Origin of the sequence: Jannaschia sp. 2305UL9-9, assembly GCF_041403465.1 — a bacterium.
In the GTDB taxonomy this organism is placed as follows: domain Bacteria; phylum Pseudomonadota; class Alphaproteobacteria; order Rhodobacterales; family Rhodobacteraceae; genus Jannaschia.
The window spans coordinates 846423-872812 of sequence record NZ_JBGEHM010000001.1 but is presented as its reverse complement, the minus strand read 5'-3'; the positions used below and the strand labels follow the sequence as shown (position 1 = coordinate 872812).

The following is a 26390-nucleotide window of genomic DNA, read 5'->3' as shown; positions in this document are numbered from 1 at the left end:
CCTTCGACAAGATAGTTGAATGTTGAACAATCTTTGACGGAGACGGCAAATGGCTCAGCAATTCGACATGATCGTGATCGGCGCGGGCCCCGGTGGCTATGTCGCGGCGATCCGGGCGGCTCAACTCGGGCTCAAGGTCGTCTGCATCGAGCGCGAGAACCTCGGCGGTATCTGTCTGAACTGGGGCTGCATCCCGACCAAGGCGATGCTGCGGTCCTCCGAAGTGTTCCACCTGATGCACCGTGCCAAGGAATTCGGTCTGAAGGCGGAAGGGATCGATTACGATCTGGATGCCGTGGTCAAGCGGTCGCGCGGTGTCGCCAAGCAACTCTCCGGTGGCATCGGTCACCTGTTCAAGAAGAACAAGGTCACCACGATCATGGGTGAGGCCAAGCTGGCTGGCAAGGGCAAGGTCAGCGTCAAGACCGACAAAGGCGAAGAGATCCTCGAGGCCAAGAACATCGTTCTGGCCACCGGTGCGCGCGCCCGGAACCTTCCGGGGCTGGAGGCGGACGGCAAGCGCGTCTGGGCCTATCGTGATGCGCTGCAGCCGCCGCATATGCCCAAGAAGCTGCTGGTCATCGGCTCGGGCGCGATCGGCATCGAATTTGCCAGCTTCTACAACACGCTTGGTGCGGAAACGACCGTGGTCGAGGTCATGGACCGGATCCTGCCCGTCGAGGACGAGGAGATCAGCGCCTTCGCCAAGAAGCAGTTCACGAAGCAGAAGATGAAGATCATGGAGAAGGCGGTCGTCAAGTCGCTGGACCGCAAGGCAGACAAGGTCATCGCCACCATCGAGGCCGGCGGCAAGGCCGAAACGCATGAGTTCGACACCGTCATCTCGGCGGTCGGTATCGTCGGAAACGTCGAGGGCCTGGGGCTGGAGGAGGCCGGTATCAAGGTCGACCGCACCCACGTCATCACCGACGAATACTGCCGCACCGGGGTCGACGGCATCTATGCCATCGGCGACATCGCCGGCGCCCCGTGGCTTGCGCACAAGGCCTCGCACGAGGGTGTCATGGTGGCCGAGCTGATCGCCGGACAGCACCCGCATCCGGTCAAACCCGAAAGCATCGCGGGCTGCACCTATTGCCATCCGCAGGTTGCAAGCGTCGGCCTGACCGAGGCGAAGGCCAAGGAAGCCGGGTTCGACATCAAGGTCGGTCGCTTCCCCTTCATCGGCAACGGCAAGGCCATCGCCCTGGGCGAACCCGAGGGCATGATCAAGACGATCTTCGACAAGAAGACCGGAGAGCTTCTGGGCGCCCACATGGTCGGCGCAGAAGTGACCGAGCTGATCCAGGGCTATGTCGTCGGCCGTCAGCTGGAAACGACGGAAGAAGACCTCGCGCACACCGTGTTCCCGCACCCGACCCTGTCGGAGATGATGCACGAAAGCGTTCTGGATGCGGACGGTCGCGCCATCCACTTCTGATTGCGGCGCAGGCGGTTCGGCGTGATGCCGGTCCGCCCGTCCGTATCAGGCGATCCTGTCGCGGAACGAAAAAGGGCGGGGATCATGCGATCCCCGCCCTTCTTGCGACTGACCTGCGCTTACATCGCGGGAATCTGCGCCGCAAAGCCGCGCATCGCGCCGATGCCCGTGTCGCCGATCAACGTCGCCGCGCCGGTTTCAAGATCGATCGCATAAAGCCCCGTCGTCGATGCCCCTTCGAGCATCAGCATGGCGAGGGCCTTGTCATCCCCGGCTTCGGCCGAGAGGATCTCGAAGCCACCCATTGCAGAGATGTCCGCTTCTTCCCCGTCGATGGTGATCGGGCCGACCGTTTCGAGGGTGCCTGCGTTGTTCGCAAGGGTCACGAGCGCATCGGTGCCGGCGTCCAACGCGAATTGCGCCGTGCTTTCCTGCTTCGCGCCGTTGACGGCATTTGTGTAGGCGTTCGCAAAGATCATCGGCGTCGCGCCTTCGTTTGCATCGCCCTCGGCATAGGCGAGGTCGGTAAAGCGCTTGACGATATTGGCGCGCTCATCGCCGAAGTTGTCCGGGAAATACACGAGGTTCACACCGTCGGTTGATACCGCGCGGACGGCGTCGATCGCGTTGTTGAAATCGAAACCGACCGCGGCATCGGCGCCCGTAGCGGCCCCGTCATCGAAGGCCGCACCCGTATCCGTGACTTCGCCCGTCGATGTGTCGATAACACCGACCATGCCTGCGGACAGGCCCAGCAGTTCGCCCGTCACCGGGCGATAGGCGATGCCGTCGAGGGGGGCGGACAGCTCTACCGGGGTGCCGGCGCCCGGATCCGTCAGGTCCGAAAACACCACCAACGTGCCGCCGTCACCGGACAGGCCATAGCCCATGCCTGCGACGGCATGACCGTCTGCGAGGGCGGGGGCGGCAACACCGCATGCAAGCAGGGCGGCAAGGGTCAATTTGGTCGGTGTCATCAGTCAGATCCTTCTGTTGGTGCCCGGGCCTTCGCCGGGGTCACCGACAGCCACGTCAGGGACCGGTAAAGGTTTCACGGGCAGTGCAAAAAGTTTCGGATGGCCGCGCGGGGGACTCGTGCGCAGCGCACGGCTGTGGCATCGCGGGCGATATGAAACAGACGCAATGGGGCCTTGTGGTCCTCTATTTCCTCGGCGGCCTGCTGGCGGCGGCGCAGTTCGGCAAGATCAGCCTGACGTTGCCGGTCGTCGCCGAAGGGTTCGGCCGCCCCGTCACCGGCGTGGCCTTCCTCGTCTCCCTCGTCGGGATCATGGGTCTGCTGCTTGGGCCGATGGCCGGGGGGATCGCGGCGGGCCTCGGGATCGGTCGCACGTTCGTCGCGGGTCTTCTGCTTGGCGGGGCGATGTCGGTGACGCAGGCCCTGATGCCGCCCTTCTGGTTGTTCGCAGTATCGCGGGGGGTGGAAGGTATCGCGCATCTGGCCCTTGTCGTGGCGGGGCCGCCGTTGATGGCACAGGCCGCGAGCGATCGTCACAGACCTGTCGTCATGGGGCTGTGGGCGGTGTTCTTCGGCGCGTCGCTGGCCCTGTCGGCACAGATGTTCCCTGCCATCCTGTCGCTTGGGGGACTGCCGCTGCTGTTCGTGCTGCATGGGGGGGCGTTGCTGTGCCTTGCGCTGATCCTCTCGCGGCTTGTCCCCGTTTCGGCGCGATCCGACGTGTCGCTCAATCCGATTCGGGTGCATCGGGCGATCTATGGCTCGGTGCGATACATGGCGCCGGGGCTCGGCTTCGTCTGCTACACCTTCCTGTTCATCGCGGCGGTCGCTTTCCTGCCAGAGGCACTCGGCCGGCCTGCGCTTGGGACGGTTCTGCCGGTGGTGACCTTGCTGTCCACGCTGGCCGGGGGGGCGGTCTGCGCAAGATTCGCGCCCCATCGCGTCGGTGCCGTGGGATACGTCGGCACGGCATTGGGCGCTGTTGCCGCGGTTGCGGGCCTGCCCGGCGCGGTCGAGATCTGCTTTGCCTTCATGGGGTTGATCCCGGGCGCAAGCTTTGCGTCCATCCCGGCGTGGAACACCGATCCGGGCGACCGTGCACGGGCCACGGGCGCGATTGCGCAACTGGGCAACCTGGGCACGGTGACCGGAACGCCGATCTTCGCCTTTGTCTACGTTGCGGGCGGGGCCTCGGCGCTTTTCTGGCTGATGGCCGCGGTGGCTGGCCTTGGAATGGTGCTGACACTTTGGGCAGGGCGGCGCGCCTCTGGCGTCTCGTCCGCCGAAATGGTAGATGTTCCTTAAACGTTCCGTAAGGTTTCTGACGCGCCCCGATTGTCCGGGCCGCGCGCCTGCCTAGGTAGTGGAATGATCAAGTCCGGGGGCGATATGGCCGAGCAGAAATTCATCGAGGTGCGCGGCGCGCGTGAACACAACCTGAAGGGCGTGGATGTCGACATTCCGCGCGATCAGCTTGTGGTCATCACGGGGCTGTCCGGCTCTGGCAAGTCGTCGCTCGCCTTCGATACGATCTATGCCGAAGGACAGCGTCGGTATGTCGAATCCCTGTCTGCCTATGCACGGCAGTTTCTGGACATGATGCAAAAGCCCGATGTCGATCACATCAGCGGTCTGTCCCCGGCGATCAGCATCGAACAGAAGACGACGTCCAAGAACCCGCGATCCACGGTCGGCACCGTGACCGAGATCTACGACTACCTGCGCCTTCTGTTCGCGCGCGCCGGCACCCCCTATTCCCCCGCCACGGGCGAGCCGATCACCGCCCAGCAGGTGCAGGACATGGTCGACCGGATCATGGCGATGGAGGAAGGGACGCGGGGATACCTGTTGGCGCCCATCGTGCGCGACCGCAAGGGCGAGTACCGCAAGGAGATGCTGGAGCTGCGCAAGCAGGGTTTCCAGCGCGTCAAGGTCGACGGGGAATTCCACGATCTCGACACGCCACCCGAGCTGGACAAGAAGTTCCGCCACGACATCGATGTCGTCGTCGATCGCATCGTCGTGCGCGAAGGGCTCGAGACGCGCCTAGCCGACAGTTTGCGCACCGCGCTGGACCTTGCCGACGGTATCGCGATCCTTGAGACGGCGCCAAAGGAAGGCGAGCCGGAGCGCCTGACATTCAGCGAAAAGTTCGCCTGTCCGGTCAGCGGGTTCACCATCCCGGAGATCGAGCCGCGCCTGTTTTCGTTCAACGCGCCGTTCGGGGCCTGTCCGACCTGTGACGGTCTGGGGCAGGAGCTGTTCTTCGACGACCGGCTGATCGTGCCCGATGTGACGTTGCCGTTGGCCAAGGGCGCGCTGGCACCGTGGAACAAGGGCAAGTCGCCGTATTTCGTGCAGACCATCGACAGCATCGCCAAGCATTACGGTTTCGACAAGAAGCTGCCGTGGAAGGACCTGCCCTCCGACATTCAGGAGGTGTTCCTGCGCGGATCGGGCAAGGACAAGATCAAGTTCCGGTACGACGAAGGCGGTCGCATTTACGAGGTGACGCGGGTGTTCGAAGGGGTCGTCCCCAACATGGAACGCCGCTACCGCGAGACGGACAGTGCTTGGGTGCGGGAGGAGTTCGAACGCTATCAGAACAATCGCCCCTGCGGCGCCTGTGGCGGCTATCGCCTGCGCCCCGAGGCATTGGCCGTCAAGATCGGCCCCCGTGAAGGGCCCGCAGAGGACCGGCTGCACGTCGGGCAAGTCGTGCAGATGTCGATCCGCGAGGCGCTGGATTGGTGCGAGGCCGTTCCGGGCCAATTGTCAAAGCAGAACAATGAGATCGCGCGCGCGATCCTCAAGGAGATCCGCGAACGTCTGGGCTTTCTGAACAATGTCGGCCTGCAATACCTGACGTTGTCCCGGAATGCTGGGACGCTGTCGGGCGGGGAAAGTCAGCGTATCCGGCTGGCGTCGCAGATCGGAAGCGGCCTGACAGGGGTTCTTTATGTTCTGGACGAGCCGAGCATCGGCCTGCACCAGCGGGACAACGACCGCCTTCTGACGACCCTCAAGAACCTGCGCGATCAGGGCAATACCGTGATTGTCGTCGAACACGACGAGGAGGCGATCCGCGAGGCGGATTATGTCTATGACATCGGACCGGGCGCCGGTGTCCATGGCGGCACCGTCGTGGCCCACGGCGTGCCTGCCGACCTGATGGCCAACCCGGCCAGCATCACCGGCGACTACCTTGCCGGGCGCAAGGCCATCACCGTTCCGGACAAGCGGCGCAAGGGCAACAAGAAGAAGCTGACGGTGGTCAAGGCGACAGGCAACAACCTGAAGGGGGTGACCGTCGACTACCCTCTGGGCAAGTTCGTCGCCGTGACCGGCGTGTCCGGCGGTGGCAAGTCGACCCTGACGATCGAGACGCTGTTCAAGACGGCGTCGATGAAGCTGAACGGGGCCAAGCAGACGCCGGCGCCCTGTCAGACGATCAAGGGTCTGGAGCATCTGGACAAGGTCATCGACATCGACCAGCGGCCCATCGGGCGCACACCCCGGTCGAACCCGGCCACCTATGTCGGTGCGTTCACCCCGATCCGCGACTGGTTCGCCGGCCTGCCCGAGGCGAAGGCGCGCGGCTACAAACCCGGTCGCTTCAGCTTCAACGTCAAGGGCGGGCGCTGCGAGGCCTGTCAGGGCGACGGCGTCATCAAGATCGAGATGCACTTCCTGCCGGACGTCTATGTCGAATGCGAGACCTGCAAGGGCAAGCGCTACAACCGCGAGACGCTGGAGGTGCATTTCAAGGGCAAGAGCATTGCCGATGTTCTCGACATGACCGTCGAGGATGCGCAGTCGTTCTTTCAGGCGGTGCCCTCGATCCGGGAAAAGATGGACGCCCTGATGCGCGTCGGTCTCGGTTATATCAAGGTGGGCCAGCAGGCGACGACCCTGTCGGGCGGCGAGGCGCAGCGCGTGAAGTTGTCGAAGGAGCTGTCGAAACGGTCGACGGGCCGGACGCTCTATATCCTCGATGAACCGACGACGGGTCTGCATTTCGAGGATGTTCGCAAGCTGTTGGAAGTGCTGCATGAGCTGGTGGATCAGGGAAATTCCGTCATCGTGATCGAACACAACCTCGATGTCGTGAAGACCGCGGACCACGTGATCGATATCGGCCCGGAGGGTGGTGATGGCGGCGGCGAGGTCGTGGCGACCGGTACACCCGAACAGATCGTCGCCACCGACGGCAGCCACACCGGGCGCTATCTCAAGACGCTTCTGGAGGCAGGCCGGATCGCCGCCGAGTAGGTGCGTCCATGCATATGAACGGGTTGGCGAAGTCGCGACCGCCCATGTGACCGGGAATGTGCCGCGGCGCGGACAATACTCGTCCGCGCCCGTCGGCTCGGCGCAGCGAGCAGGACCGCTGACTGTTCGTCAGGCCCGGTCGAGGGTCACCACCAGACGATCAAGCCCGTGAAAATGGTAGATATCGGCGAAGGCCGGTTCTTCCGACAGAGTCAGGCCGGGGCAGCGGTCTGCCAGATGGCTAAAACCTTCCAGCAGTTCCAATCGCGCGAGCGGGGCCCCGATGCAGAAATGGGCCCCTGCGCCGAATGACGTGCCCGTCGGCGCATCCGGAAAGCGGTGCGGATCGAAGGTGTTCGGATCGTCGTAGACCAGCGGATCGCGGTTCGCGGCCCCCAGCAACAGGCCGACCCGATCACCGCGAACGAACGCATGTCCGCCAATTTCCACGTCCTGCATGGCATAGCGGGTGAACATATGAAGGGGCGGATCGTGGCGCAGAACCTCTTCGATCAGTTCCGGCGTGACCGCCGTCCCCCATAGACCGGCCGAGAGCAACCCGGCAACGCCATTGCCGATCGTATGGACGGTTGCCTCGTGTCCCGCGTTCAGCAGAAGGACACAGGTCGCGGTGACCTCGGCCAGGCTGAGCTGCTCCGTATCCGCGAGAACAAGCAGGTCCGAGATCAGGCTGTCGGGCCGCGGCGCACGGAAGATATCGTCGAGGTAGCTTGCGAATTCCGTCGCGGCCTGCGCCGCCGCCACCTCGGCCGCGTGTGTGCGGTTCGCCTGATACATGCCGACCATCGCATTGGACCAGCGTAGCAGGTGGGGCGCATCCCCTTCGGGCACGCCGAGAAAGCGGGCAATGACACGAACGGGCAGGGGGCGTGCGAACGCATCCAGAAGGTCGAACGGCCCGCTTGGGAAATCATCGATCAGGTCCGAGGCCAGCTGCGCGATCTGTGGCTGCAACGCCCTGATCCGGCCAGAGGTGAAGGCGCGCAGGACCGACCCGCGCAGCCGGGTATGGCGCGGTGCTTCCAGCTCCAGCATGGAATGGTCTTCGATCGCCCAGAACCCGGCCTGGTGGGGCGGACGCGGCGGCGGCGCGGGGTCTTCGCGCCCGAAACGCCGATTGCGCAGCAGCGCGTTCACCATCTCGTGCGACGAGGCGACCGGCATGCCGTTGTCCGCCCAGACCGACAATGGCCCGGCGGCGCGCAGGCGCTCATAGAAGGGATAGGGGTTCTGCACGAACGCCGGATCGGTCGGTGACTGGTGGAAGATCTGCATGCCTCCCGCGTGGCGGCTGTCGCGGGCGGGGTCAAGGGCGAGGGGGGCTTTCGCGGCTTGCGGTCGGGCCTTAGCATGGGCGGCATGAACCGCGTTGCCATCTTCTCCGTCTATCTGCTGGGCGTCGCACTCGTGACCGGCGTGGTCTGGTGGACGACGTTGGGCGGCGCGATCGAGACGGCCGCGGCGAAGGGGCGATCCGATCTCAGTCTTGCCGCCGACCGTCTTGTGTTGGAGTTGCAGCGGGCGCGCGACCTGTCCGTGCATCTGTCGGATGATCCGCGCCTGCTGGCCATGCTGGAAAGTCGCGGCGACGATGCCGCCATCGCTCGCCTGCTGGAGGCAACGGCCGATCGTGCCGGTGCCTCGGATGTCGTCCTGTTGCGCCCGAACGGCCTTGTCCTGTCCTCTGCGTCCGGCGTGGCCATGGCAGAGCCGCAGGCACGGTGGCTGGAGCGGACGCGTCATGGCGCCCTTGGCTTCGGGCCGACATCGATGGGGCGCGATTTCACGAACGCCGCCCCGATCTTCGGCACGGACGGCGCCGTGATGGGGGCCATTGCCGTCAGCCGGTCGCTCACCACGATCGAGCGGAGCTGGCGCGGCGCGCCACAGGCGATCTATTTCAGCGATGGCGCAGGCCGCGTCCTCGTCTCCAACCGGGAGGAGTTGCGCGGCCCCCCCCTGCGCCAGGTTAAAACACCGATCCGGGGGCTGGACGTGCGTCGCCTCGACGCCGGTCCCTATCTGCCGCGCCATGCGCTGCACCTCGAACTGCCTTTGCCGGTGATCGGTCTGACGGCCGAGATCCTGCTGGATGTCGCCCCGGCCCGTGATCTGGCCTTTGCGCGCGCGGTGGCGGTGGGCGCCCTGTTGCTGGTGGTCGGAGCGGCGCTGGCGTTCCTGTGGGATCGACGGCGAACGCTTGCAGTCGCCAATGTCATGCTGGAACGGCGCGTGGCGCAACGCACCGCCGCATTGGAAGCCTCTAACGCGCGCCTGACCGCGGAGGTTCGGGAACGTAGGGAGGCCGAGGCCGCGTTGACCCGCACGCAGGCGGAACTGGTGCAGGCGAGCAAGCTGTCCGCCTTGGGGCAGATGTCCGCGGGGATCAGTCATGAATTGAACCAGCCGCTGATGGCGATCCGGTCCTTCGCGCAGAATGCCGAGGTGTTCCTGACACGCGACAAGCCCGAGGCCGCCGCCCGCAACCTGGACCGCATCGGCGATCTGGCCCGGCGCATGGGGCGGATCATCAAGAACCTGAGCGCCTTCGCGCGGGCCGAGCCGGAACCCGCGGTACCGACCGATCTTGTCGCCGTGATCGCCTCTGCGCTGGAAATCACCGAAGGCCGCTGCATCAGCGGCGGGATCGACGTGTCATGCGACGTGCCGGAGACATCAGTCTGGGCAATGGGGGGCGAAGTGCGCCTGACGCAGGTTGTCGTGAACCTGATTTCCAATGCCATCGATGCGACGGAGGGGGCACCGGTTCGACGGATCGAGGTCGCCTTGACGGATCATCCGCCCCGCATTGCCGTGCGGGATACGGGAACCGGACTGGCCGATCCCGACCGTCTGTTCGACCCGTTCTATTCCACCAAGGAGGTCGGGCAGGGGTTGGGTCTTGGATTGTCCATCAGCTACGGGATCGTTTCCGGCTTCGGCGGCAGGATCACCGGGCGCAATGTCCCCGATGGGGGTGCAGAGCTGATCGTCGATCTGCAACAGGCCAGCCCGGCAGAGGTCGCCGCATGACCGATGTTCTTCTTGTCGAGGACGATGCATCCGTCCGCGAGGCGTTGGAGCAGACGCTGGAACTGGCCGACCTGTCCGTCACACCGGTCAGCAGTTTCGTCATGGCCAAGGATCGCATCACCCGCACCCTGCCGGGTGTGATCCTGTCCGATGTGCGCATGCCGGGGCGCGACGGCTTTCACCTGCTGTCCTATGCCCGTGGCATCGACCCCGATCTGCCCGTGATCCTCCTGACCGGAGAGGGGGACGTGCCTTCGGCGGTGCGGGGCATCTCCGAAGGCGCCTTTGCGTTCCTCGAAAAACCCTGCGACCCGAGCGAGCTGGTCGAGGTTCTGCGGCGGGCCCTTGGCCTGCGCGCCTCGACGATGGAGGCAAGACGGGCACGCGGTGCGTTGGAGGGCGGGGATGCGGCCGCGCGTTTGCTGTTCGGCATTTCGCCGCAGGCAAGCGTTCTGCGGGATACGGTCCGGATGGTGGCCCGTGGCACCGGTGCGGTGCTGATCCACGGCGAGGCCGGCACGGGCACCTCCAAGGTTGCCGAGGTTGTCCACCTGTTGTCGCCCCGTGGGTCCGGTCCCTTCGTCAAACGCAGCGCGCCCAGTCTGGACCCCGCCGCGCTGCAGGAGGCCTTGGCCCTCGCGCGGGGCGGCAGCCTGTTCATCGACAAGATCGAGACGCTGCCCCCCGACCTTCAGTTCAGCCTGTCCGACATCCCGGAGGGTGGCGGTGCCGCGCGCCTGTTGGCCGCAACCAACCGCCCGCCCGAGGATCTGTTGTCGATTCTGGATGCCGACCTGTTCTATCTGCTCGAAGGGCTGCGTGTGCGCATCCCGTCCCTGCGGGAGCGGCCGACCGATATCCCCGTGTTGTTCCGCCACTATCTTGCACAGGCCTGCGAACAGGCCGATCTGCCGATCCCGGATGTTCCGCCCGATTTGCAGGCGCGGCTGATGGCGCGCAACTGGCCGGGCAATGCCCGGGCGTTGATGAATTATGCCATGCGTCACGCGATGGGCATCGAACAGGATGCCCCGGCGGGGCACGCGGGCCTGTCGGACAGGATGCGCGCCGTCGAACGGGCGATCCTGATCGAGACGTTGACGCGACACAAAGGGGCCGCGTCGACCGCCGCGCGCGATCTCGATCTGCCGCGCAAGACATTCTACGACAAGCTTGCGCGCCACGGCCTGCGCCCCGAGGACTACCGCTATCTGTGATCCGGCTTGTGCGGAAAACCGCACAGGGCGCGGATCGGGCCTGTGCGGAATTTCGCACGGCATTGGCCGGTGTCGGCACATGCGTTCCTTAAACCACTGACAGGAAAGGAGACCGGCCGTAGCGCGCGATTGCCCTTTACCCACATCACGGCGTTGTTACCTTTCTTGCGTCAGCGCCCCAGGGGGGGGCGCAAGGGAGGACTACCATGAAGATTCTGACCACGGCCGCCACGGCGCTGGCCCTTTCGGTGACGGCGCAGGCTGCATTCGCGGATGGCCACACCGGCTGCAACGACGGCGAAATCGTCGTCAAGTTCGCACATGTCACCAACAACGACCGCCACCCGAAAGGCATCGCCGCATCCCTGCTGCAGGAGCGTGTGAACGCCGAGATGAACGGTGCGATGTGCGTCGAGGTGTTCCCGAACTCCACCCTCTACAACGATGACCAGGTGCTGGAGGCGATGCTGCAGGGCGACGTCCAGCTGGCCGCGCCGTCGCTGTCCAAGTTCGAGGCCTTCACCAAGGTCTTCCAGGTGTTCGACCTGCCGTTTGTTTTCGAGGACATCGACGCCGTCGACCGGTTCCAGCTGTCCGAAGATGGTCAGGCGATGCTCGACTCGATGCAGCGCCGCGGCCTGCAGGGGCTCGGCTTCTGGCACAACGGCATGAAGCAGATGTCGGCGAACGTGCCGCTCGAGATGCCGGGCGACGCTTCGGGCCTCAAGTTCCGGGTTCAGCCGTCCGACGTGATCGTCGCCCAGATGGAAGCGATCGGCGTGTCGCCGCAGCCGATGGCCTTCTCCGAAGTCTATGGCGCGCTTCAGACCGGCGTCGTCGACGGGCAGGAAAACACATGGTCGAACATCTACGGCCAGAAGTTCTTTGAAGTTCAGGACGGCGTGACCGAGACCAACCACGGCATCATCGACTATCTCGTCGTGACCTCCGTCGACTGGCTCGACAGCCTCGACGCCGATGTGCGCGACCAGTTCCTGACGATCCTCTCCGAGGTGACCGAGGTCCGCAACGCGGAGTCGACCGCAGTGAACGAGGCCGCCAAGCAGTCGATCATCGAAGCCGGTGGCGTCGTGCGTCAGCTGACCCCCGAAAGCCGGACAGCATGGGTCGAGGCGATGAAGCCCGTCTGGGCCCAGTTCGCCGACAGCATCGGTCAGGAAAACATCGACGCTGCGGTCAGCTACAACAACTGATCGAACCGCGATCTGCACATCCTCCGGGCCTTCGAGACATGGCCCGGGGGGACACACCCCCGATACGCACGCCCGCGTCCGGGGCAATTCCGGGGGGAGAGACGCCATGGCCGAGCGCTATGAGCCGACGGGCCGTTTGGGCCGAGCCATTCACACCATCGAGGAAACGGCCATCGCCCTGCTTCTGGGCCTGATGACGCTTCTGACCTTCATCGCGGTCGTCCTGCGATACATCTTCAACAGTCAGCTGATCTGGTCGCTCGAAGTGATCCTGATCCTGTTCGCATGGCTGGTCATCTTCGGCGTCAGCTATGGCTTCAAGGTCACCGCGCACCTTGGTGTCGATGCCCTGACCAACGCGCTGCCCACGACGGGCAAACGGGTCTGTGCGATCATCGCCTGTGTGGTCACGATCGCCTATGCCTGCCTTCTCACGAAGGGGGCGTGGGACTACTGGGCGCCGTTCGCCGCGCTCAGCCGGACGTCGGGCACGTGGTTTCCCACCGGGTTCGAGCAGACGCGCGATCAGGCGTGGTTCGTCACCGATCAGGTGCCGCCCATGCGCTGGCTGTTCGGCTGGCTGGAGCCGCTGATCAACCAGGGCGAGGAATACGAGAAGCTGCCCCGCGTCGTGCCCTATTTCATCCTGCCGTTCGGTGCCGCGCTGATCCTGTTTCGCGTCTGTCAGGCCTTCGCCGACATCCTGCGCGGGCATCGCAAGTCCCTGATCGTCAGCCACGAGGCCGAGGAGGCCGTCGAAGAGGCCGCCGCTGCGCACAAGACCGGTGACGCACCAGGCGCGGCCGTCCTGACGACCGATCTGCACACGGGCTCCGCGCCCACCACCCGGAGGCTGTAAGCCATGGAAGTCGTCCTTCTGTTCGTCATGATCGTGGGCCTGCTGCTGGTGGGGGTGCCGATTGCGGTCTCCCTCGGCTTCAGCTCCATGTTTTTCCTTCTGGTGTTCTCGGACACCTCGCTCGCCTCGATCGCGCAATCGTTCTATCAGGCGATGGCGGGGCACTATACCCTGCTGGCGATCCCGTTCTTCATTCTTGCGTCCAGCTTCATGTCGACCGGCGGTGTGGCCCGGCGGATCATCCGCTTTTCCATCGCCTGCGTCGGTCACCTGCGCGGCGGGCTGGCCATTGCGGGCGTCTTCGCCTGCATGATGTTCGCCGCCCTGTCCGGGTCATCACCCGCCACCGTGGTCGCCATCGGCACCATCGTCATCGCGGCGATGACGCAGGCGGGATACACCAAGGAGTTCGCGGCAGGCGTCATCTGCAACGCGGGCACCTTGGGCATCCTGATCCCGCCCAGCATCGTGATGGTGGTCTATGCTTCCGCCACCGACGTGTCGGTCGGACGCATGTTCCTTGCGGGCGTGATCCCCGGTTTGCTGGCCGGCGCGATGCTGATGGTCACGATCTACATCTTCGCCCGTATCCGCAACATGCCCAAGGGCGAGTTCGCGGGCTGGGGTGAAATCGGCGCCTCGTTCCGCGACGCGTTCTGGGGCCTGATGCTGATCGTCATCATCATGGTCGGCATCTACGGCGTGCCCGGTCTGACCAAGGCGATCTTTACCCCGACCGAAGCGGCGGCCGTCGCATCGATGTATGCCTTCGTCGTGGCGATGTTCATCTATCGCGACATCGGCCCCCTGGCCCCGAAGGAGGCACAGAGCCTGTCCGCCGCCGTCGCCGGGCCGGTGCAGGGCACACCCAAGTCGCTGTTCAGCGCGCCCTGGGTCCTGTTGACGGCGTTCTGGCACCCGGACACGCGGCGCACCCTGCTGGATGCGGGCAAGCTGACCATCACGCTGATGTTCATCATCGCCAACGCCCTGATCCTCAAGCACGTCCTGACCGACGAGCAGATCCCGCAGCACATCGCCGAGGTGATGCTGGGCACGGGTCTGGGACCGATCACCTTCCTGATCATGGTGAACGTCATCCTGCTGATCGGTGGTCAGTTCATGGAGCCGTCAGGCCTGCTGCTGATCGTGGCGCCGCTGGTGTTCCCGATCGCGATCGAGCTGGGGATCGACCCGATCCACCTTGGCATCATCATGGTCGTGAACATGGAAATCGGAATGATCACGCCGCCCGTGGGTCTGAACCTGTTCGTGACGTCCGGCGTGGCGGGCATGGGGATGATGCAGGTGGTCAAGGCGGCGTTGCCATTCCTTGCCGTGCTGTTCGTCTTCCTGATCATGGTCACCTACATCCCGGCCATCTCGACTTGGTTGCCGACCCTCGTGATGGGGCCCGAGGTGATCATCCAATAGGGGCACGTCGGCGGCGGGGTGCGCCCCGCCGCCAGCGTCATTGCGTCAGCTGGCCGCCAAGGCCTGTGCAATCGGGACGAAGTCGGCCGCCTTGAGCGAGGCGCCGCCAACCAGGGCCCCGTCGACATTCGTCAGAGCGAACAGCTCCGCCGCATTCGCGGCCTTCACCGACCCACCATACAGCAGGGACATGTCCGCGCCCGCCTGCGCGCGCAGGGCGTCGTGCACCTCGGCCACCTGGTCGGGTGTCGCGACCTTGCCGGTGCCGATGGCCCAGACAGGCTCGTATGCGATGATGGTGTTCTCGGGCGTGGCGCCCTCGGGCAGGGATCCTTTCAACTGATCCGTCAGCACGGCAAGCGTTTCGCCGGCCTCGCGCTGTGCAAGGGTTTCGCCAATGCACAGGATCGCCGTTAGGCCCGCGCGCCACGCGGCTTCTGTCTGCGCGCGGACATCGGCATCCGTCTCGCCATGGTCGGTGCGGCGTTCGGAATGGCCGGTGATGACATAGGTGGCGCCTGCTTCGGCCAGCATCTCGGCCGAGACATCGCCCGTATGCGCGCCAGAAATGGCAGGGTGACAATATTGCCCACCGATCTCGACCGTCTGACGCGGATCGCCATCTGCCGCATAGATCAGGGTGGCAGGCAGGCAGATGATCGTCTTGCAGGTCAGACCCTCGACGCCCGCGTCGATCTCCAACACATCGGTCAGGTCAGAGACCAGCCCGTTCATCTTCCAGTTTCCGGCTGCGTATTTCTGCGGCATTGAACCCTCCTGTTATGGGCGGAGGGATAGCGCGCCGGGCGGGGCCTGCCTAGGTCGGCTGGCCAAGTGTGTCGTCGAACTTGATCGACTCACCACAGCCGCAGGCATCGACGACGTTCGGATTGCGAAACTTGAAGCCGGATTCGAGCAACGACGTCTCGTAATCGATCTCGGTTCCAAACAGGAACATCTGTGCCATGGGGGCGATGATCACGCGCGCGTCGCCGACCTCCACCACCTCATCGTGGGTGCCGATCTCCTCGACGTAGTCCATCGTGTATTCCATTCCGGCGCAGCCACCCTTCTTGACGCCGATCTTGAGGCCGGCGGCCTCTTGCTTGGTCATCAGGCGCGCAATCTGCTTGGCAGCGGCGGGCGTGACCGTGACGGGGGATTGGCCGGGAATAGCGAACATGGACGGATCTCCTAACAGGGCTGAACCTAATCGCGCACCCTGTCCGGAACAAGGGCCCGGTTTTGCGACAGATGGTCGAACAGGGCGTCGAGGGCGGCCCGGACAGGTGTCGCATGGCGCCCGTCGTGATGTGATACCAGCCATTCCTCGCATGTCAGCTCCGCAATCGGGCCGGACAAGCGTGTCAGGGCGCTGCGGTCGCCCGCAAAACAGGGCAGGACGACGCGGCCGACCCCTGCCTCAGCCAGCGCAAGCGCAAGCCGGGGATCATTCGCTGTGGTGACGATCTGGTCCCCGTGTTCGCGCAGCAGCCAGCGGGCCGACGGAGGTCTTGGTGCGTCATTGCCCGGTCCGATGAACCCTTCGGCGGAAGGGACGCCATAGACCGCGAACTCCGTCTGCCCGGTGCGCCGCCCTGCCAGCCAGGGCTGTTCCGGTCGTCGGTTGCGAATGCCGATGTCGATCTGGCGTCGGGCAATGTCGAGGTCCGCGTCGGCGTGCACGAAATCGGGCACCCACTTCGCATCGGGCGACCAATAGGCCCGCACGTCCCGAGCCAGCGCCTGTGCCGTCCATGTCCCGGCCGAGATGCGGACGCGGGTCGGGCCCTGACCTTCCGTGCGCCAACGGGCAATGTCGGCGGCGGCGTCCTCCATGCGTTCGGCCCGCACGAGAAGGGCTGCTCCGTCCTGCGTAATGGCATAGCCCTGCGCACCGTGATGAAACAGGCGTCGCCCGATGCGCGTCTCCAACGCGGTCATGCGACGGGACAGGGTCGCGGTCGACGCGCCCGTTTCCGACGCCGCACCCGCCAAGGTGCCGCACCGCGCCACCGCGGCAAAAAGCGCCAAGTCGGCCCATGGAAGGTCATCGTGCATCGTTGAAAGGCTAGTTGCAGTCAGGGTGGGCTGCAATCGATCCGTGCCGTGGGCATCCTGTCATCCGAACAGGGTTGAAAGGGCCACAGATGGAAAACCCATGCCAATATCATGACAACGAAACAGGATATCAGCGGGAGCGGGCGACATTCGCGAAGCTGAAAACCGACATGCAGCGGCGACGGCGGGCAAGGCTGCGCCTGTGGCTGGCCCTTTGGGTCGCGGGGCGCCGGCCCTTGGGGAAATGACGGGGGACGCAGATCGGCCCCCGACGCCTTGCGCAGATCCGGCTTACCGCAGCCCCATGCAGTTGGCGTAGTAGGTTACCGTCGCGGGCCAATCCGAGAATACGCCTGCCACGCCAACGTCCTGAGCAAGAACGTGCAGCAGTTCGAAGGTCACGCCGTCGTTGTCCGTGGCTTCGGCGATCGACTGGAAATACCAACCGCCACCGTCATCCAGCGGGCCGGACCGTTCCAGCGTCCAGGTGATGATGTCCAGATCCGCCGCGCGCGCCTCGGTCGCGAGGGTCGATGGCACGATTCTGCCGTCTTCGAGGGTCACCAGCATCCACAGGGGCGGGGCGATGTAATTGACGCCCATCCCTTTCAGCTCGGCCATGGTGTTCGGCCATGTGGCCGGATCCATGGGTGAATACCCATCTGCATTGTACTCATCCATCAGATAGACGGCCTGCGCGCCGAACTCCGGCTCTGCCTCGATCCAATAGAGCACGTCGTCGAGGTCGAAGGACTGCGGCCAGACATCCGAGGCCGGAACGCCCGCAGCCTTGTATTCATCGATCAGCTTCTGGGCATAGTCCTGCTGACTGAACCCGTCGAACGGCATGTCGACCACGGGGGATTTCAGTTCCGGCGTGAATTTCACCCCGAGCGACCGGAACAGGTTGATCGATTCCGCGTGGGTCATGAGATCGGTGTTCGCGGCATAGAGATCCGTCCGGAACCCCGCCGTCCCGCCCTGGTATGCGTCCGGGGTCGCGGCCGTCCGGTCGGCGGCGTCCATCTTGGGTGTCAGGGTGCGGAACTCGGCCAAAGTGATGTCCGATGCCCGGCATTCGGCCGTCGCCCCGGCATCGGCCGTGGCGGGGGTGAAGCCTGTCGTGCATTTGTCGGCCAGATCCGACACGAGGATGTTCGTCGTCGTGTGCAGGTCATCCTGTGCGTGGCGGCAGACCAGTTCCTTGTCTGCGGTAAAGGTCACGTCGCATTCGAGGATGCCGGCGCCCATCTGCGCAGCGGCAATGTTCGATTGCACCGTATGTTCCGGGAACATCAGCGGTGCGCCGCGATGACCGATGGAAAAATCGGTCCGCGTCGGCGTCTGACCCAGACAGGCCTGCAACGTCGATTTCAATGCGCCGTCGGACATCTGATCGATCAGATAGGCTGGACGCGGACCGTAGGTAAGGCCGATGTCGTGACCATCCGAAACGGCGGGGGTGGCGGCCGCCCACAGGGCGGCAAGCCCGGTCAGGGCCACTGAGTAACGGCGATCCATCGGCATCTCTCCTGTCAGGTATCGAACCGGGAGAAAGCCGTCCCGGCGTGACGGTTACCTGACAGTTTGACGACGTTTCCGCGACGCAGGACGGATCGCGGCGGGGTCTTACATGAAGCCCAGTTCGAGGCGTGCCTCGTCGGACATCATTTCCATGCCCCAGGGCGGCTCCCACGTCAGGTCGACGTCGACGGTGCGAACGCCGGGCAGGGGGGCGATGGCATCTGCAACCCAACCCGGCATTTCGCCGGCCACGGGGCAACCTGGTGCAGTCAGGGTCATGATGACGCGCACGTCATTCTCGGGGTTGATGTCGATCGTGTAGACGAGGCCGAGGTCGAAGATGTTGACTGGGATTTCCGGGTCGAACACGCTTCGACAGGCGTCGACCACGCTTTCGTGCAGCGGATGGTCCGTGGACGACGGGGCAATCAGCGGTGCGCCCTCCATCGGGGTATCGTTGGCTGCGTTGGGATCGACGGTCATTGCGGTCTCCGGGGAATGGGTGTCGCGCGGCGAACGGCGCTTTGTTGACCGAAAACATAAGGATTGTTGCAGGGACGGTAAAGGGCCCCCCTGTTTATGGGGGTGCAAACCGGACCAAAATTGGCTAGGACACTAGCATTCTCCAAAAGGGCCTTAGGCAGATCCATTTCAGGAAGACCGATCGGACCTGTGCCGATCCTTGGGGGCGCGAGGTGAGTGACGCGCCCCCTTTCCTGTTGGCGGGGGCGCGTCTGCCTTTTCGTGCGTCAAGCGCCGTGCTAGGCGCGGCGCTCGAACGGGGCCTGATCCCGCCACGCTGCCGGGGGCTGCATGAGCAACGCATTTCACTTCGATCTGGCCGCGACGGATGGCGCCGCGCGTACGGGAACCATTCGAACCCCGCGCGGGGACATTCGCACGCCCGCCTTCATGCCGGTCGGAACTGCGGCGACCGTCAAGGGAATGCTGCCCGGTTCCGTGCGCGAGACGGGTGCCGATATCCTGCTTGGCAATACCTATCACCTGATGCTGCGCCCGACGGCGGAACGGATCGCCGCGCTTGGCGGGCTGCACAAGTTCATGAACTGGGATCGTCCCATCCTGACCGATTCAGGCGGGTTTCAGGTGATGTCCCTGTCCGGCTTGCGCAAGCTGACCGAGGAAGGCGTGACCTTCAAAAGCCACATCGACGGGTCGCGTCATCACCTGACCCCCGAACGGTCGATGGAGATCCAGGAGCTGCTCGGCTCGGACATCGTGATGTGCTTCGACGAATGTCCGGCCCTGCCGGCGGATCGTGACCGGATCGCGACCTCGATGGAATTGTCGATGCGGTGGGCGGCGCGGTCGAAAGCCGCCTTCGGGGACAGGCCGGGGCACGCCCTGTTCGGCATTCAGCAGGGCGGTCTGGAAGAAGATCTGCGCGCGGCTTCGGCCGAGGCGCTGACCGGGATCGGCTTCGATGGATATGCCGTTGGCGGCCTTGCCGTCGGCGAGGGGCAGGAGGCGATGTTCGGATGTCTGGATTATGCGCCCGGCCAGTTGCCGGTCGACAAGCCGCGTTACCTGATGGGTGTCGGCAAGCCCGACGATATCGTCGGCGCGGTCGCGCGGGGGATCGACATGATGGATTGCGTGCTGCCGTCGCGGTCTGGCCGGACGGGGCAGGGGTGGACGCGTCGCGGTCAGGTCAACCTGCGCAACGCCCGCCATGCGAATGACCCGCGTCCGCTGGATGAACACTGCGGCTGCCCAGCCTGTACCGGCTATTCGCGCGCCTATCTGCATCACGTCGTCCGCTCGAAGGAGATGATCGCCGGGATGCTTCTGACGTGGCACAACCTGCGGTATTATCAGGACCTGATGGCGGAGATGCGCGAGGCGATTGCCGCTGGCACCTTCGCCGCGTGGCAGGCCGCGTTTCATGCGACGCGCGCCGAGGGGGATATCGAACCGCTATGAGACCGCTTCTGTTCCTGTGCCTCGCGCTGCCTGTCCCTGCCTTGGCCGAAGGCCTGTGCGACGTTACCGATCTTGCGCGGTTGCAGATGCTTGCGGGCACATGGTCGGGGGTGGAACACCGGTCGTTCGAAACACTGGACGACACGCGGATGGGCGTGACCCCCCTGATCGTGACCCTGGCGGATGGGGGCGGGGTGCTGACATATGCGTCCGACCTGACGTCCGGCCTGTTCGATGAGGCCCCTGCGCTGACCTTGGCAAGGGACGGGGCATACGACGTCGATGCCGTCGATGACATGCTCGATACCACGGCCCATGCCGAATTGGCGGATACCCTGTCCGATACGCTGTGCGGCCCCGAGGCTTTGCCGCAATTGGTGGTTCCCGTTTCGATCGATGCGGAAATAGACGTGGAAGGGGCGATAACCCTGATCGCGTATTTCAGTGACAGGCTTCTGCAGATCACCGAGATGACGGTGCGCTCGGATGAGGTCGTGCTGTACGTGACGGCAACCGCCTTGCTGACGCCACAGACAGGCACACAACTGCAATAGGAAATGCACAGGGTTGCCCGGCCCCTTGCGCCGGTGCGCCTTGGACGCCAGACTATGAAACAAGACGGGAACATTTGCGTGCATTGACGCACGCTCATGCCGACCCCACCTATGACACCGAAGACGGAAGGACCCATCGTTGCCGCATCCGGGACACGGGGCCTTTGCGAAAGGATAGACTGATATGACCAATACGACCCACCCCGTTCTGCCGTTGCGCGACATCGTGGTGTTCCCTCATATGATCGTGCCGCTGTTCGTGGGACGAGAGAAGTCCGTGCGCGCCCTCGAAGAGGTGATGCAGGACGACAAGCAGATCCTGCTGAGCAGTCAGATCGACCCCGCCGTGGATGAGCCCGACATCGACGGCATCTACCGCGTCGGTGTTCTGGCCAATGTTCTGCAACTGCTCAAGCTGCCGGACGGGACCGTGAAGGTTCTGGTCGAAGGGCGCGGTCGCGTGCAGATCACGGGTTTTGTCGAGAACGACCAGTTCTTCGAAGCCTCTGCCGAAGCGATGGAGGAAACCCGCGGTGACGAGGCCACGATCGAGGCGCTCATGCGTTCCGTCGCGGAGGAGTTCCAGCGCTACGCCAAGGTCAAGAAGAACATCCCCGAAGAGGCGATGGGCGCCGTGGCCGAAGCATCGGATCCCGCCAAACTGGTCGATCTGGTCAGCGGGCACCTCGGGATCGAGGTCGCGCAGAAGCAGGAACTGCTGGAGATGCTGACCGTGTCCGAGCGCCTGGAAAAGGTGTTCGGCATGATGCAGGGCGAGATGTCCGTTTTGCAGGTCGAAAAGCGGATCAAGTCGCGCGTCAAGTCGCAGATGGAGAAGACACAGCGCGAATATTACCTGAATGAGCAGATGAAGGCCATTCAGAAGGAACTCGGCGATGGCGAGGAAGGTGAAGGCGAAGTCGCCGAGCTGGAGAAGCGGATCGCCGAAACCAAGCTATCCAAGGAAGCGCGCGACAAGGCCGAGGGCGAGCTGAAGAAGCTCAAGAACATGTCACCCATGTCCGCCGAGGCGACGGTGGTGCGCAACTACCTCGACTGGATGCTGTCGATCCCGTGGGGCACCAAGTCCCGCGTCAAGAAGGACATCAACAAGGCCCAGCAAGTCCTTGATAAGGATCACTATGGTCTTGAGAAGGTCAAGGAGCGCATCGTCGAATACCTTGCCGTGCAGGCGCGGTCCGCCAAGCTGAAGGGGCCGATCCTGTGCCTTGTCGGCCCGCCGGGCGTGGGTAAGACGTCGCTTGGCAAGTCGGTCGCCAAGGCCACGGGGCGCGAGTTCATCCGTATCAGCCTTGGTGGCGTGCGCGACGAATCCGAGATCCGCGGCCACCGCCGGACCTATATCGGGTCCATGCCGGGCAAGATCATCCAGGCGCTGAAGAAGGCGAAGACCACGAACCCGCTCATCCTGCTCGACGAGATCGACAAGATGGGACAGGACATGCGTGGCGACCCTGCGTCGGCCATGCTCGAGGTTCTGGACCCGGAGCAGAACTCTACCTTCGTGGATCACTATCTGGAGGTCGAATACGACCTGTCGGACGTGATGTTCCTGACGACCAGCAACTCCTACAACATGCCGGGGCCCCTGCTTGACCGGATGGAGATCATCCCGCTGGCCGGCTACACCGAGGAGGAGAAGGTCGAGATCGCCAAGACGCACCTGTTGCCCAAGCAGATCAAGAACCACGGCCTGCGCAAGGGCGAGTTCGAGCTGCGGGACGATGCCCTGACGGCGATGGTGCGGGTCTATACCCGTGAGGCGGGTGTGCGGAACCTCGAGCGGGAGATCGCCAAGGTCGCGCGAAAGGCCGTCACCAAGATCGTCGGAAAGCGCGAGAGCGAAATCGTCGTGACCGCGGACAACATCGACGACTACCTGGGCGTCAAGAAGTACCGCTATGGACTGGCGGAGCTTGAGGATCAGGTCGGTGTCGTGACGGGCTTGGCCTATACCTCGGTCGGGGGCGACCTGTTGCATATCGAGGCGCTCAAGCTGCCGGGCAAAGGTCGGATGAAAACGACCGGCAAGCTGGGCGACGTGATGAAGGAGAGCATCGACGCGGCATCCAGCTACGTGCGGTCCATCGCGCCCGAGATCGGGGTCAAGCCGCCGAAGTTCGACACGATGGACATCCACGTCCACGTGCCTGACGGGGCCACGCCCAAGGACGGTCCTTCGGCCGGTCTGGCCATGGTGACGTCCATCGTCTCGTCGCTGACGGGGATTCCCGTGCGCCGCGATATCGCTATGACCGGCGAGGTGTCCTTGCGCGGCAACGCCATGCCGATCGGCGGGTTGAAGGAAAAGCTGCTGGCGGCCCTGCGCGGCGGGATCAAGACCGTCCTCATCCCCGAGGAGAACGAGAAGGATCTCGCGGATCTGCCGGAAAGCGTGACCACCGGGTTGGAGATCGTGCCGGTCAAGCACGTGTCCGAGGTGCTTGAACGTGCCTTGGTGCGCGCACCGGAAGCCATCGAGTGGGACGAGGCCGCGGAAGAAGCCGCAGCACTTGCCGCACGCAATGCTGCTGCCGACGGACGGGGTGTTGTCGCGCACTGACGACCGGCGGCACCAACACGCCGAGGCCGCAAGGTTTGCATCAGACAAGGGGCGCAGGGTTCTGCGCCCCTTTGTCGTTCTCGTTCAGAACCACGAGGGTCGAGGCATGGCCCTGTGTAGTCGGGTCCGTGCTTTGCGCGGTTTCCTTCGGGCAAGCATCCTGCAAGCCGGGGAGTCATGCGCCACCCTATTGCCCCCGTCGGGGTCGGCAGGTCTTGAACCCCGTGCAAGCTTTGGCTAAAGGCAGCGTCATGGTTCGGGTGATTAGCTCAGTGGTAGAGCGCTTCGTTCACATCGAAGATGTCAGGGGTTCAAATCCCTTATCACCCACCATGAACCCCACGACATGCTGATATGGTCGGTTTCCCAGTTTCCGGGCCCATGCCGTCCGACAGACAGCCAGGCATGAGCGATACAGGTTCCCCATGCCCCCGATGATCATATTGCGCCACGGACAGACCGTCTGGAACCGCGAGGGGAGGATGCAGGGACGTCTCGACAGCGACCTGACACCCCTGGGCCAGGTGCAGGCCGCGCATCAGGGCGCATTGCTGCGTGGATTGGGGACAGGGTTCGCCGCGCGGGTCAGTCCACGGGGCCGCGCGCGCAGGACGGCGGCCTTGGCGGGGCTGAGGCCGATAGTGGACGATGACCTTGCAGAGGTATCCATGGGAACGTGGGAGGGGCGTATCCGTCCGGGCGGGGCGGGGCAGTCCGGCGTTCTGTGGAAATTCGCGGCGCCGAACGGCGAAAGTCAGGCAGAACTGATCGAACGTCTGCACCGGGTTCTGTCGACATGTCACGGGCCGACCGTGCTTATCACGCATGGGGTGCTGTGCATCGGGCTGCGGGCGCTGTTGACGGGGCTTGCCCCGGACGAATGGGACAGTCTGGACGATCCGCAGGGTGTGCTGCACGTCATCGAGGGCGGGCAGGAGCGGATCCTGCGATAGCAGCCATCCTGCAATGTCGGAAATTGCCTCCGGGACAGATCTTGCAGGTCGCTGGACGCTGCGCTAACAGCACCTCGGCGGGTGGTTAGCTCAGTTGGTAGAGCGTTTCGTTTACACCGAAAATGTCGGGGGTTCGAGCCCCTCACCACCCACCAGACGCCCATCCTTTCGCGGATCAGGTTCGTAATGCGTCTGCCGCGCCCATCCCGTGACGGGGCCGCACAAGGGCGCGCCGATGCCTGTCACGCCCGCAGGCTGGGCAGGCCGATCCCGGTCGATTCGAAGCCGCCATCCACCGCAAGCCGCTGACCGGTGACGAAGCTGGCCTTGGAGGAGCACAACCACACGATGGCTTCGGCGATTTCGACCTCCTGACCATAACGGTTGAGGGGGATCGCATCGTGATAGGCGTCGATGATGTCCTGCGTATGAACCGCCATCGCCAGCTTGGTGCGCACGGGACCGGGACAGACGCAGTTCGCGCGGATCCCGTATTCGCCCAGTTCGACGGCCTGCTGCTGCGTCAGATGTGCGACGCCTGCCTTGCTGGTCCCATAGGCCACGCGCAGGGTCGACGCGCGCAGGGCGCTGATCGATGCGATGTTGACGATGGCGCCCTTCGTGTCCTTCAGATGCGGCGTGAAGGCCTGTGTCATCAGGAACACGCCGTCGAGGTTCGTCGCCATGACGCGGCGCCAGCGGTCGAACGTCGTCTCTTCGATCGGTCCGAAATCCGCGAGGCCCGCGTTGTTGACCAGCGCATCGACCCTGTCGACGCCGGCAGCCAGCGTGGCGACAGCCTCTGCGTCGGACACGTCGCAGGGCAGGGTGGTCACGTTCTCTAGGTCGGCTGCGGCTTGGGAAAGCGCATCCTCGTCATTGTCGACCATGATGACATGCAGGCCGTCCCTTAGAAACAGTTTGACCGTCGCAAGCCCGATCCCGCGGGCCGCCCCCGTCACAAGCGCCGTTCTTGTCATCGTATCCTCCGGTTGATGTCCGCACCTTAATCGCCGTCGCGGGCTTTGCAATCGCGGTGCGGCTGTTGCCGCACGGACGGTCTGCGCGCCTGCGCAATAGGCGCGGGCGTGCTGCCACCCTAGGTTTGGACAAACTGGACGGACGAGGAAAGGGAGAAACATCATGAGCTGGAACCCCGCATTGGATCCGCATTGCCCCATCGGTGATGACGTTGACGCCATCGAGACGGTCATCGTGCCCCGCGCCCGCGATCTGGGCGGGTTCGAGGTGCGTCGCGCCTTGCCCGCGCCCAAACGTCAGATGGTCGGACCGTTCATCTTCTTCGATCAGATGGGACCGGCAGAGTTCCTGACCGGCAAGGGCATCGACGTGCGTCCGCATCCGCATATCGGCCTCGCCACGGTGACATACCTTCTGTCGGGCAAGATCCATCACCGCGATTCGCTTGGCACCGATCAATGGATCGAACCGGGCGCCGTGAACTGGATGATGGCGGGGCAGGGGATCACCCATTCCGAACGCATGGACGGCGCCTATCGCCAGCAGCAGACATCGCTGTTCGGGATCCAGACCTGGGTTGCCCTGCCGGAGGACCGCGAGGACGATCCTGCCAATTTCGTTCACGCGGCCGCGGATCAATTGCCCGAGATCGAGGGCGAAGGGAAACGTCTGCGCCTCGTTCTCGGGGACGGGTGGGGCGAACGCGCCCCGGTCGAGACGGCCAGCCGCATGTTCTATGCCGATGCCATTCTGGAAGCAGGTGCTGCCATCCCGATGCCGGACGATCACGAGGACCGCGGGGTCTACGTGCTGAACGGGACCGTGACAGTGGCGGGGCAGGAATTCTCCGAAGGTCAGATGATGGTCTTCCGCCCCGGCGACGCGATTTCGCTACGTGCGGGTGATAGGGGGGCGCGGCTCATGATGCTGGGCGGTGATACGCTGAATGGTCCGCGCCATATCTGGTGGAATTTCGTCGCGTCCTCGCGGGACAAGATCGATGCCGCGAAGGAGGCTTGGCGGGCGGGCGATTGGCGGCATGGGCGCTTTCAGCTGCCACCGGGCGATGACGGCGAACACATCCCGCTGCCGGGCGCGTAAGAAAAACGGCGATGGCGTCAGAAACCGGTCAGATACGCTTGACGCCATCGGTGCCGCCTTCTAGAGACCGCCCTACGCGCGGTTGTAGCTCAGTTGGTTAGAGTACCGGCCTGTCACGCCGGGGGTCGCGGGTTCGAGCCCCGTCAACCGCGCCACTTTCCCCCCAGTTTGCTTGTCTAGCCTCACCCAACGCCCATGCGTTTGGGGTCATGTGCCGCATA

Annotated in this window: 21 protein-coding genes and 3 tRNA genes; 16 read left to right on the top strand and 8 right to left on the bottom strand. The window is 64.4% G+C overall.

The annotated features are described in order from the left end of the window. Window positions 1–49 precede the first annotated feature (49 nt). The gene (gene lpdA, locus V6N07_RS04260; protein ID WP_371154307.1) at window positions 50–1441 is read left to right on the top strand and encodes a dihydrolipoyl dehydrogenase; all 1392 of its coding nucleotides are present in this window, start codon (window positions 50–52) and stop codon (window positions 1439–1441) included. Between the two features lie 119 nt (window positions 1442–1560). Here lpdA and V6N07_RS04255 read toward each other — a convergent pair whose 3' ends face one another. Next, a complete protein-coding gene (locus V6N07_RS04255; protein ID WP_371154306.1) occupies window positions 1561–2418 on the bottom strand; it encodes a DUF4394 domain-containing protein in 858 nt (285 codons plus the stop codon). 152 nt (window positions 2419–2570) lie between these two features. Here V6N07_RS04255 and V6N07_RS04250 point away from each other — a divergent pair, with 152 nt between their 5' ends. After that, window positions 2571–3722 (top strand): MFS transporter, encoded by a 1152-nt coding sequence (locus V6N07_RS04250; protein WP_371154305.1) that lies wholly within the window; start codon window positions 2571–2573, stop codon window positions 3720–3722. Window positions 3723–3806: 84 nt separating this feature from the next. Then, entirely contained in the window at window positions 3807–6689 is a 2883-nt protein-coding gene (uvrA, locus tag V6N07_RS04245; protein ID WP_371155382.1) for an excinuclease ABC subunit UvrA, read from the top strand. Between the two features lie 129 nt (window positions 6690–6818). Here the strand turns inward: uvrA and V6N07_RS04240 are convergent, their stop codons facing one another. After that, window positions 6819–7985: a cytochrome P450 gene (locus tag V6N07_RS04240; RefSeq protein ID WP_371154304.1), complete on the bottom strand. Its 1167-nt coding sequence runs from the start codon at window positions 7983–7985 to the stop codon at window positions 6819–6821. Here V6N07_RS04240 and V6N07_RS04235 point away from each other — a divergent pair. The 5 genes from V6N07_RS04235 (at window position 7971) to V6N07_RS04215 (ending at window position 14467) form a co-directional block, all read left to right on the top strand. Beyond that, on the top strand, window positions 7971–9743 hold the full coding sequence (locus tag V6N07_RS04235) for an ATP-binding protein (RefSeq protein ID WP_371154302.1): 1773 nt from the start codon (window positions 7971–7973) through the stop codon (window positions 9741–9743). The two genes, V6N07_RS04240 and V6N07_RS04235, sit on opposite strands and share 15 nt — an antisense overlap. Then, entirely contained in the window at window positions 9740–10960 is a 1221-nt protein-coding gene (locus V6N07_RS04230; protein ID WP_371154301.1) for a sigma-54-dependent transcriptional regulator, read from the top strand. The genes V6N07_RS04235 and V6N07_RS04230 overlap by 4 nt, the downstream gene beginning before the upstream one ends. Window positions 10961–11166: 206 nt before the next feature. Further along, window positions 11167–12174, top strand: coding sequence for a DctP family TRAP transporter solute-binding subunit (locus tag V6N07_RS04225; RefSeq protein ID WP_371154300.1), 1008 nt, complete (start codon window positions 11167–11169; stop codon window positions 12172–12174). A 106-nt stretch (window positions 12175–12280) separates the two neighbouring features. After that, on the top strand, window positions 12281–13033 hold the full coding sequence (locus V6N07_RS04220; RefSeq protein WP_371154298.1) for a TRAP transporter small permease: 753 nt from the start codon (window positions 12281–12283) through the stop codon (window positions 13031–13033). A gap of 3 nt (window positions 13034–13036) precedes the next feature. Then, a complete protein-coding gene (locus tag V6N07_RS04215) occupies window positions 13037–14467 on the top strand; it encodes a TRAP transporter large permease (protein WP_371154296.1) in 1431 nt (476 codons plus the stop codon). Window positions 14468–14512: 45 nt separating this feature from the next. Here the strand turns inward: V6N07_RS04215 and tpiA are convergent, their stop codons facing one another. The 5 genes from tpiA to V6N07_RS04190 all read right to left on the bottom strand — a co-directional run bounded on the left by tpiA (window position 14513) and on the right by V6N07_RS04190 (window position 18535). Beyond that, window positions 14513–15235 carry a triose-phosphate isomerase gene (tpiA, locus tag V6N07_RS04210; protein WP_371154295.1) on the bottom strand — a complete coding sequence of 241 codons (723 nt, stop codon included), beginning with the start codon at window positions 15233–15235 and terminating at the stop codon, window positions 14513–14515. Between the two features lie 49 nt (window positions 15236–15284). Continuing rightward, window positions 15285–15650, bottom strand: a complete 366-nt coding sequence (locus V6N07_RS04205) for a HesB/IscA family protein (RefSeq protein ID WP_371154294.1) — start codon at window positions 15648–15650, stop codon at window positions 15285–15287. Between the two features lie 26 nt (window positions 15651–15676). Beyond that, the gene (locus V6N07_RS04200) at window positions 15677–16528 is read right to left on the bottom strand and encodes a LysR family transcriptional regulator (RefSeq protein WP_371154292.1); all 852 of its coding nucleotides are present in this window, start codon (window positions 16526–16528) and stop codon (window positions 15677–15679) included. A gap of 291 nt (window positions 16529–16819) precedes the next feature. Then, entirely contained in the window at window positions 16820–18049 is a 1230-nt protein-coding gene (locus V6N07_RS04195) for a glycerophosphodiester phosphodiesterase family protein (RefSeq protein WP_371154290.1), read from the bottom strand. A gap of 108 nt (window positions 18050–18157) precedes the next feature. After that, the gene (locus tag V6N07_RS04190) at window positions 18158–18535 is read right to left on the bottom strand and encodes an SUF system Fe-S cluster assembly protein (RefSeq protein WP_371154288.1); all 378 of its coding nucleotides are present in this window, start codon (window positions 18533–18535) and stop codon (window positions 18158–18160) included. Between the two features lie 330 nt (window positions 18536–18865). Here V6N07_RS04190 and tgt point away from each other — a divergent pair, with 330 nt between their 5' ends. From tgt to V6N07_RS04160, 6 genes are all read left to right on the top strand, one after another. Next, window positions 18866–19996, top strand: coding sequence for a tRNA guanosine(34) transglycosylase Tgt (gene tgt, locus V6N07_RS04185; RefSeq protein ID WP_371154286.1), 1131 nt, complete (start codon window positions 18866–18868; stop codon window positions 19994–19996). Then, the gene (locus V6N07_RS04180; protein WP_371154284.1) at window positions 19993–20550 is read left to right on the top strand and encodes a hypothetical protein; all 558 of its coding nucleotides are present in this window, start codon (window positions 19993–19995) and stop codon (window positions 20548–20550) included. The genes tgt and V6N07_RS04180 overlap by 4 nt, the downstream gene beginning before the upstream one ends. 184 nt (window positions 20551–20734) lie before the next feature. Continuing rightward, window positions 20735–23134 carry an endopeptidase La gene (lon, locus tag V6N07_RS04175; protein WP_371154282.1) on the top strand — a complete coding sequence of 800 codons (2400 nt, stop codon included), beginning with the start codon at window positions 20735–20737 and terminating at the stop codon, window positions 23132–23134. 258 nt (window positions 23135–23392) lie between these two features. Further along, window positions 23393–23467: transfer RNA gene (locus tag V6N07_RS04170), tRNA-Val, on the top strand. A gap of 101 nt (window positions 23468–23568) precedes the next feature. Continuing rightward, window positions 23569–24087, top strand: a complete 519-nt coding sequence (locus tag V6N07_RS04165) for a histidine phosphatase family protein (protein WP_371154281.1) — start codon at window positions 23569–23571, stop codon at window positions 24085–24087. A 79-nt stretch (window positions 24088–24166) separates the two neighbouring features. Beyond that, window positions 24167–24242 (top strand) — tRNA-Val (locus tag V6N07_RS04160). 87 nt (window positions 24243–24329) lie between these two features. On the opposite strand, the gene V6N07_RS04155 is transcribed toward V6N07_RS04160, so the two are convergent. Then, entirely contained in the window at window positions 24330–25067 is a 738-nt protein-coding gene (locus tag V6N07_RS04155; RefSeq protein ID WP_371154279.1) for an SDR family NAD(P)-dependent oxidoreductase, read from the bottom strand. A gap of 163 nt (window positions 25068–25230) precedes the next feature. Here V6N07_RS04155 and V6N07_RS04150 point away from each other — a divergent pair, with 163 nt between their 5' ends. After that, window positions 25231–26169, top strand: coding sequence for a pirin family protein (locus V6N07_RS04150; RefSeq protein WP_371154278.1), 939 nt, complete (start codon window positions 25231–25233; stop codon window positions 26167–26169). A gap of 78 nt (window positions 26170–26247) precedes the next feature. Beyond that, window positions 26248–26324, top strand: a tRNA-Asp gene (locus V6N07_RS04145). Window positions 26325–26390 lie beyond the last annotated feature (66 nt).

What these genes read in the sequence shown, in the direction of transcription:
- V6N07_RS04180 (WP_371154284.1), top strand. Translation starts at nt 19,993, where the DNA reads ATGAGACCGCTTCTGTTCCTGTGCCTCGCGCTGCCTGTCCCTGCCTTG.
- tgt (WP_371154286.1), top strand. Translation starts at nt 18,866, where the DNA reads ATGAGCAACGCATTTCACTTCGATCTGGCCGCGACGGATGGCGCCGCG.
- tpiA (WP_371154295.1), bottom strand. Translation starts at nt 15,235, where the DNA reads ATGCCGCAGAAATACGCAGCCGGAAACTGGAAGATGAACGGGCTGGTC.
- V6N07_RS04195 (WP_371154290.1), bottom strand. Translation starts at nt 18,049, where the DNA reads ATGGATCGCCGTTACTCAGTGGCCCTGACCGGGCTTGCCGCCCTGTGG.
- V6N07_RS04220 (WP_371154298.1), top strand. Translation starts at nt 12,281, where the DNA reads ATGGCCGAGCGCTATGAGCCGACGGGCCGTTTGGGCCGAGCCATTCAC.
- V6N07_RS04225 (WP_371154300.1), top strand. Translation starts at nt 11,167, where the DNA reads ATGAAGATTCTGACCACGGCCGCCACGGCGCTGGCCCTTTCGGTGACG.
- V6N07_RS04215 (WP_371154296.1), top strand. Translation starts at nt 13,037, where the DNA reads ATGGAAGTCGTCCTTCTGTTCGTCATGATCGTGGGCCTGCTGCTGGTG.
- V6N07_RS04200 (WP_371154292.1), bottom strand. Translation starts at nt 16,528, where the DNA reads ATGCACGATGACCTTCCATGGGCCGACTTGGCGCTTTTTGCCGCGGTG.
- lpdA (WP_371154307.1), top strand. Translation starts at nt 50, where the DNA reads ATGGCTCAGCAATTCGACATGATCGTGATCGGCGCGGGCCCCGGTGGC.
- V6N07_RS04190 (WP_371154288.1), bottom strand. Translation starts at nt 18,535, where the DNA reads ATGACCGTCGATCCCAACGCAGCCAACGATACCCCGATGGAGGGCGCA.
- V6N07_RS04155 (WP_371154279.1), bottom strand. Translation starts at nt 25,067, where the DNA reads ATGACAAGAACGGCGCTTGTGACGGGGGCGGCCCGCGGGATCGGGCTT.
- V6N07_RS04205 (WP_371154294.1), bottom strand. Translation starts at nt 15,650, where the DNA reads ATGTTCGCTATTCCCGGCCAATCCCCCGTCACGGTCACGCCCGCCGCT.
- V6N07_RS04230 (WP_371154301.1), top strand. Translation starts at nt 9,740, where the DNA reads ATGACCGATGTTCTTCTTGTCGAGGACGATGCATCCGTCCGCGAGGCG.
- V6N07_RS04240 (WP_371154304.1), bottom strand. Translation starts at nt 7,985, where the DNA reads ATGCAGATCTTCCACCAGTCACCGACCGATCCGGCGTTCGTGCAGAAC.
- V6N07_RS04255 (WP_371154306.1), bottom strand. Translation starts at nt 2,418, where the DNA reads ATGACACCGACCAAATTGACCCTTGCCGCCCTGCTTGCATGCGGTGTT.
- V6N07_RS04165 (WP_371154281.1), top strand. Translation starts at nt 23,569, where the DNA reads ATGATCATATTGCGCCACGGACAGACCGTCTGGAACCGCGAGGGGAGG.
- V6N07_RS04250 (WP_371154305.1), top strand. Translation starts at nt 2,571, where the DNA reads ATGAAACAGACGCAATGGGGCCTTGTGGTCCTCTATTTCCTCGGCGGC.
- lon (WP_371154282.1), top strand. Translation starts at nt 20,735, where the DNA reads ATGACCAATACGACCCACCCCGTTCTGCCGTTGCGCGACATCGTGGTG.
- V6N07_RS04150 (WP_371154278.1), top strand. Translation starts at nt 25,231, where the DNA reads ATGAGCTGGAACCCCGCATTGGATCCGCATTGCCCCATCGGTGATGAC.
- uvrA (WP_371155382.1), top strand. Translation starts at nt 3,807, where the DNA reads ATGGCCGAGCAGAAATTCATCGAGGTGCGCGGCGCGCGTGAACACAAC.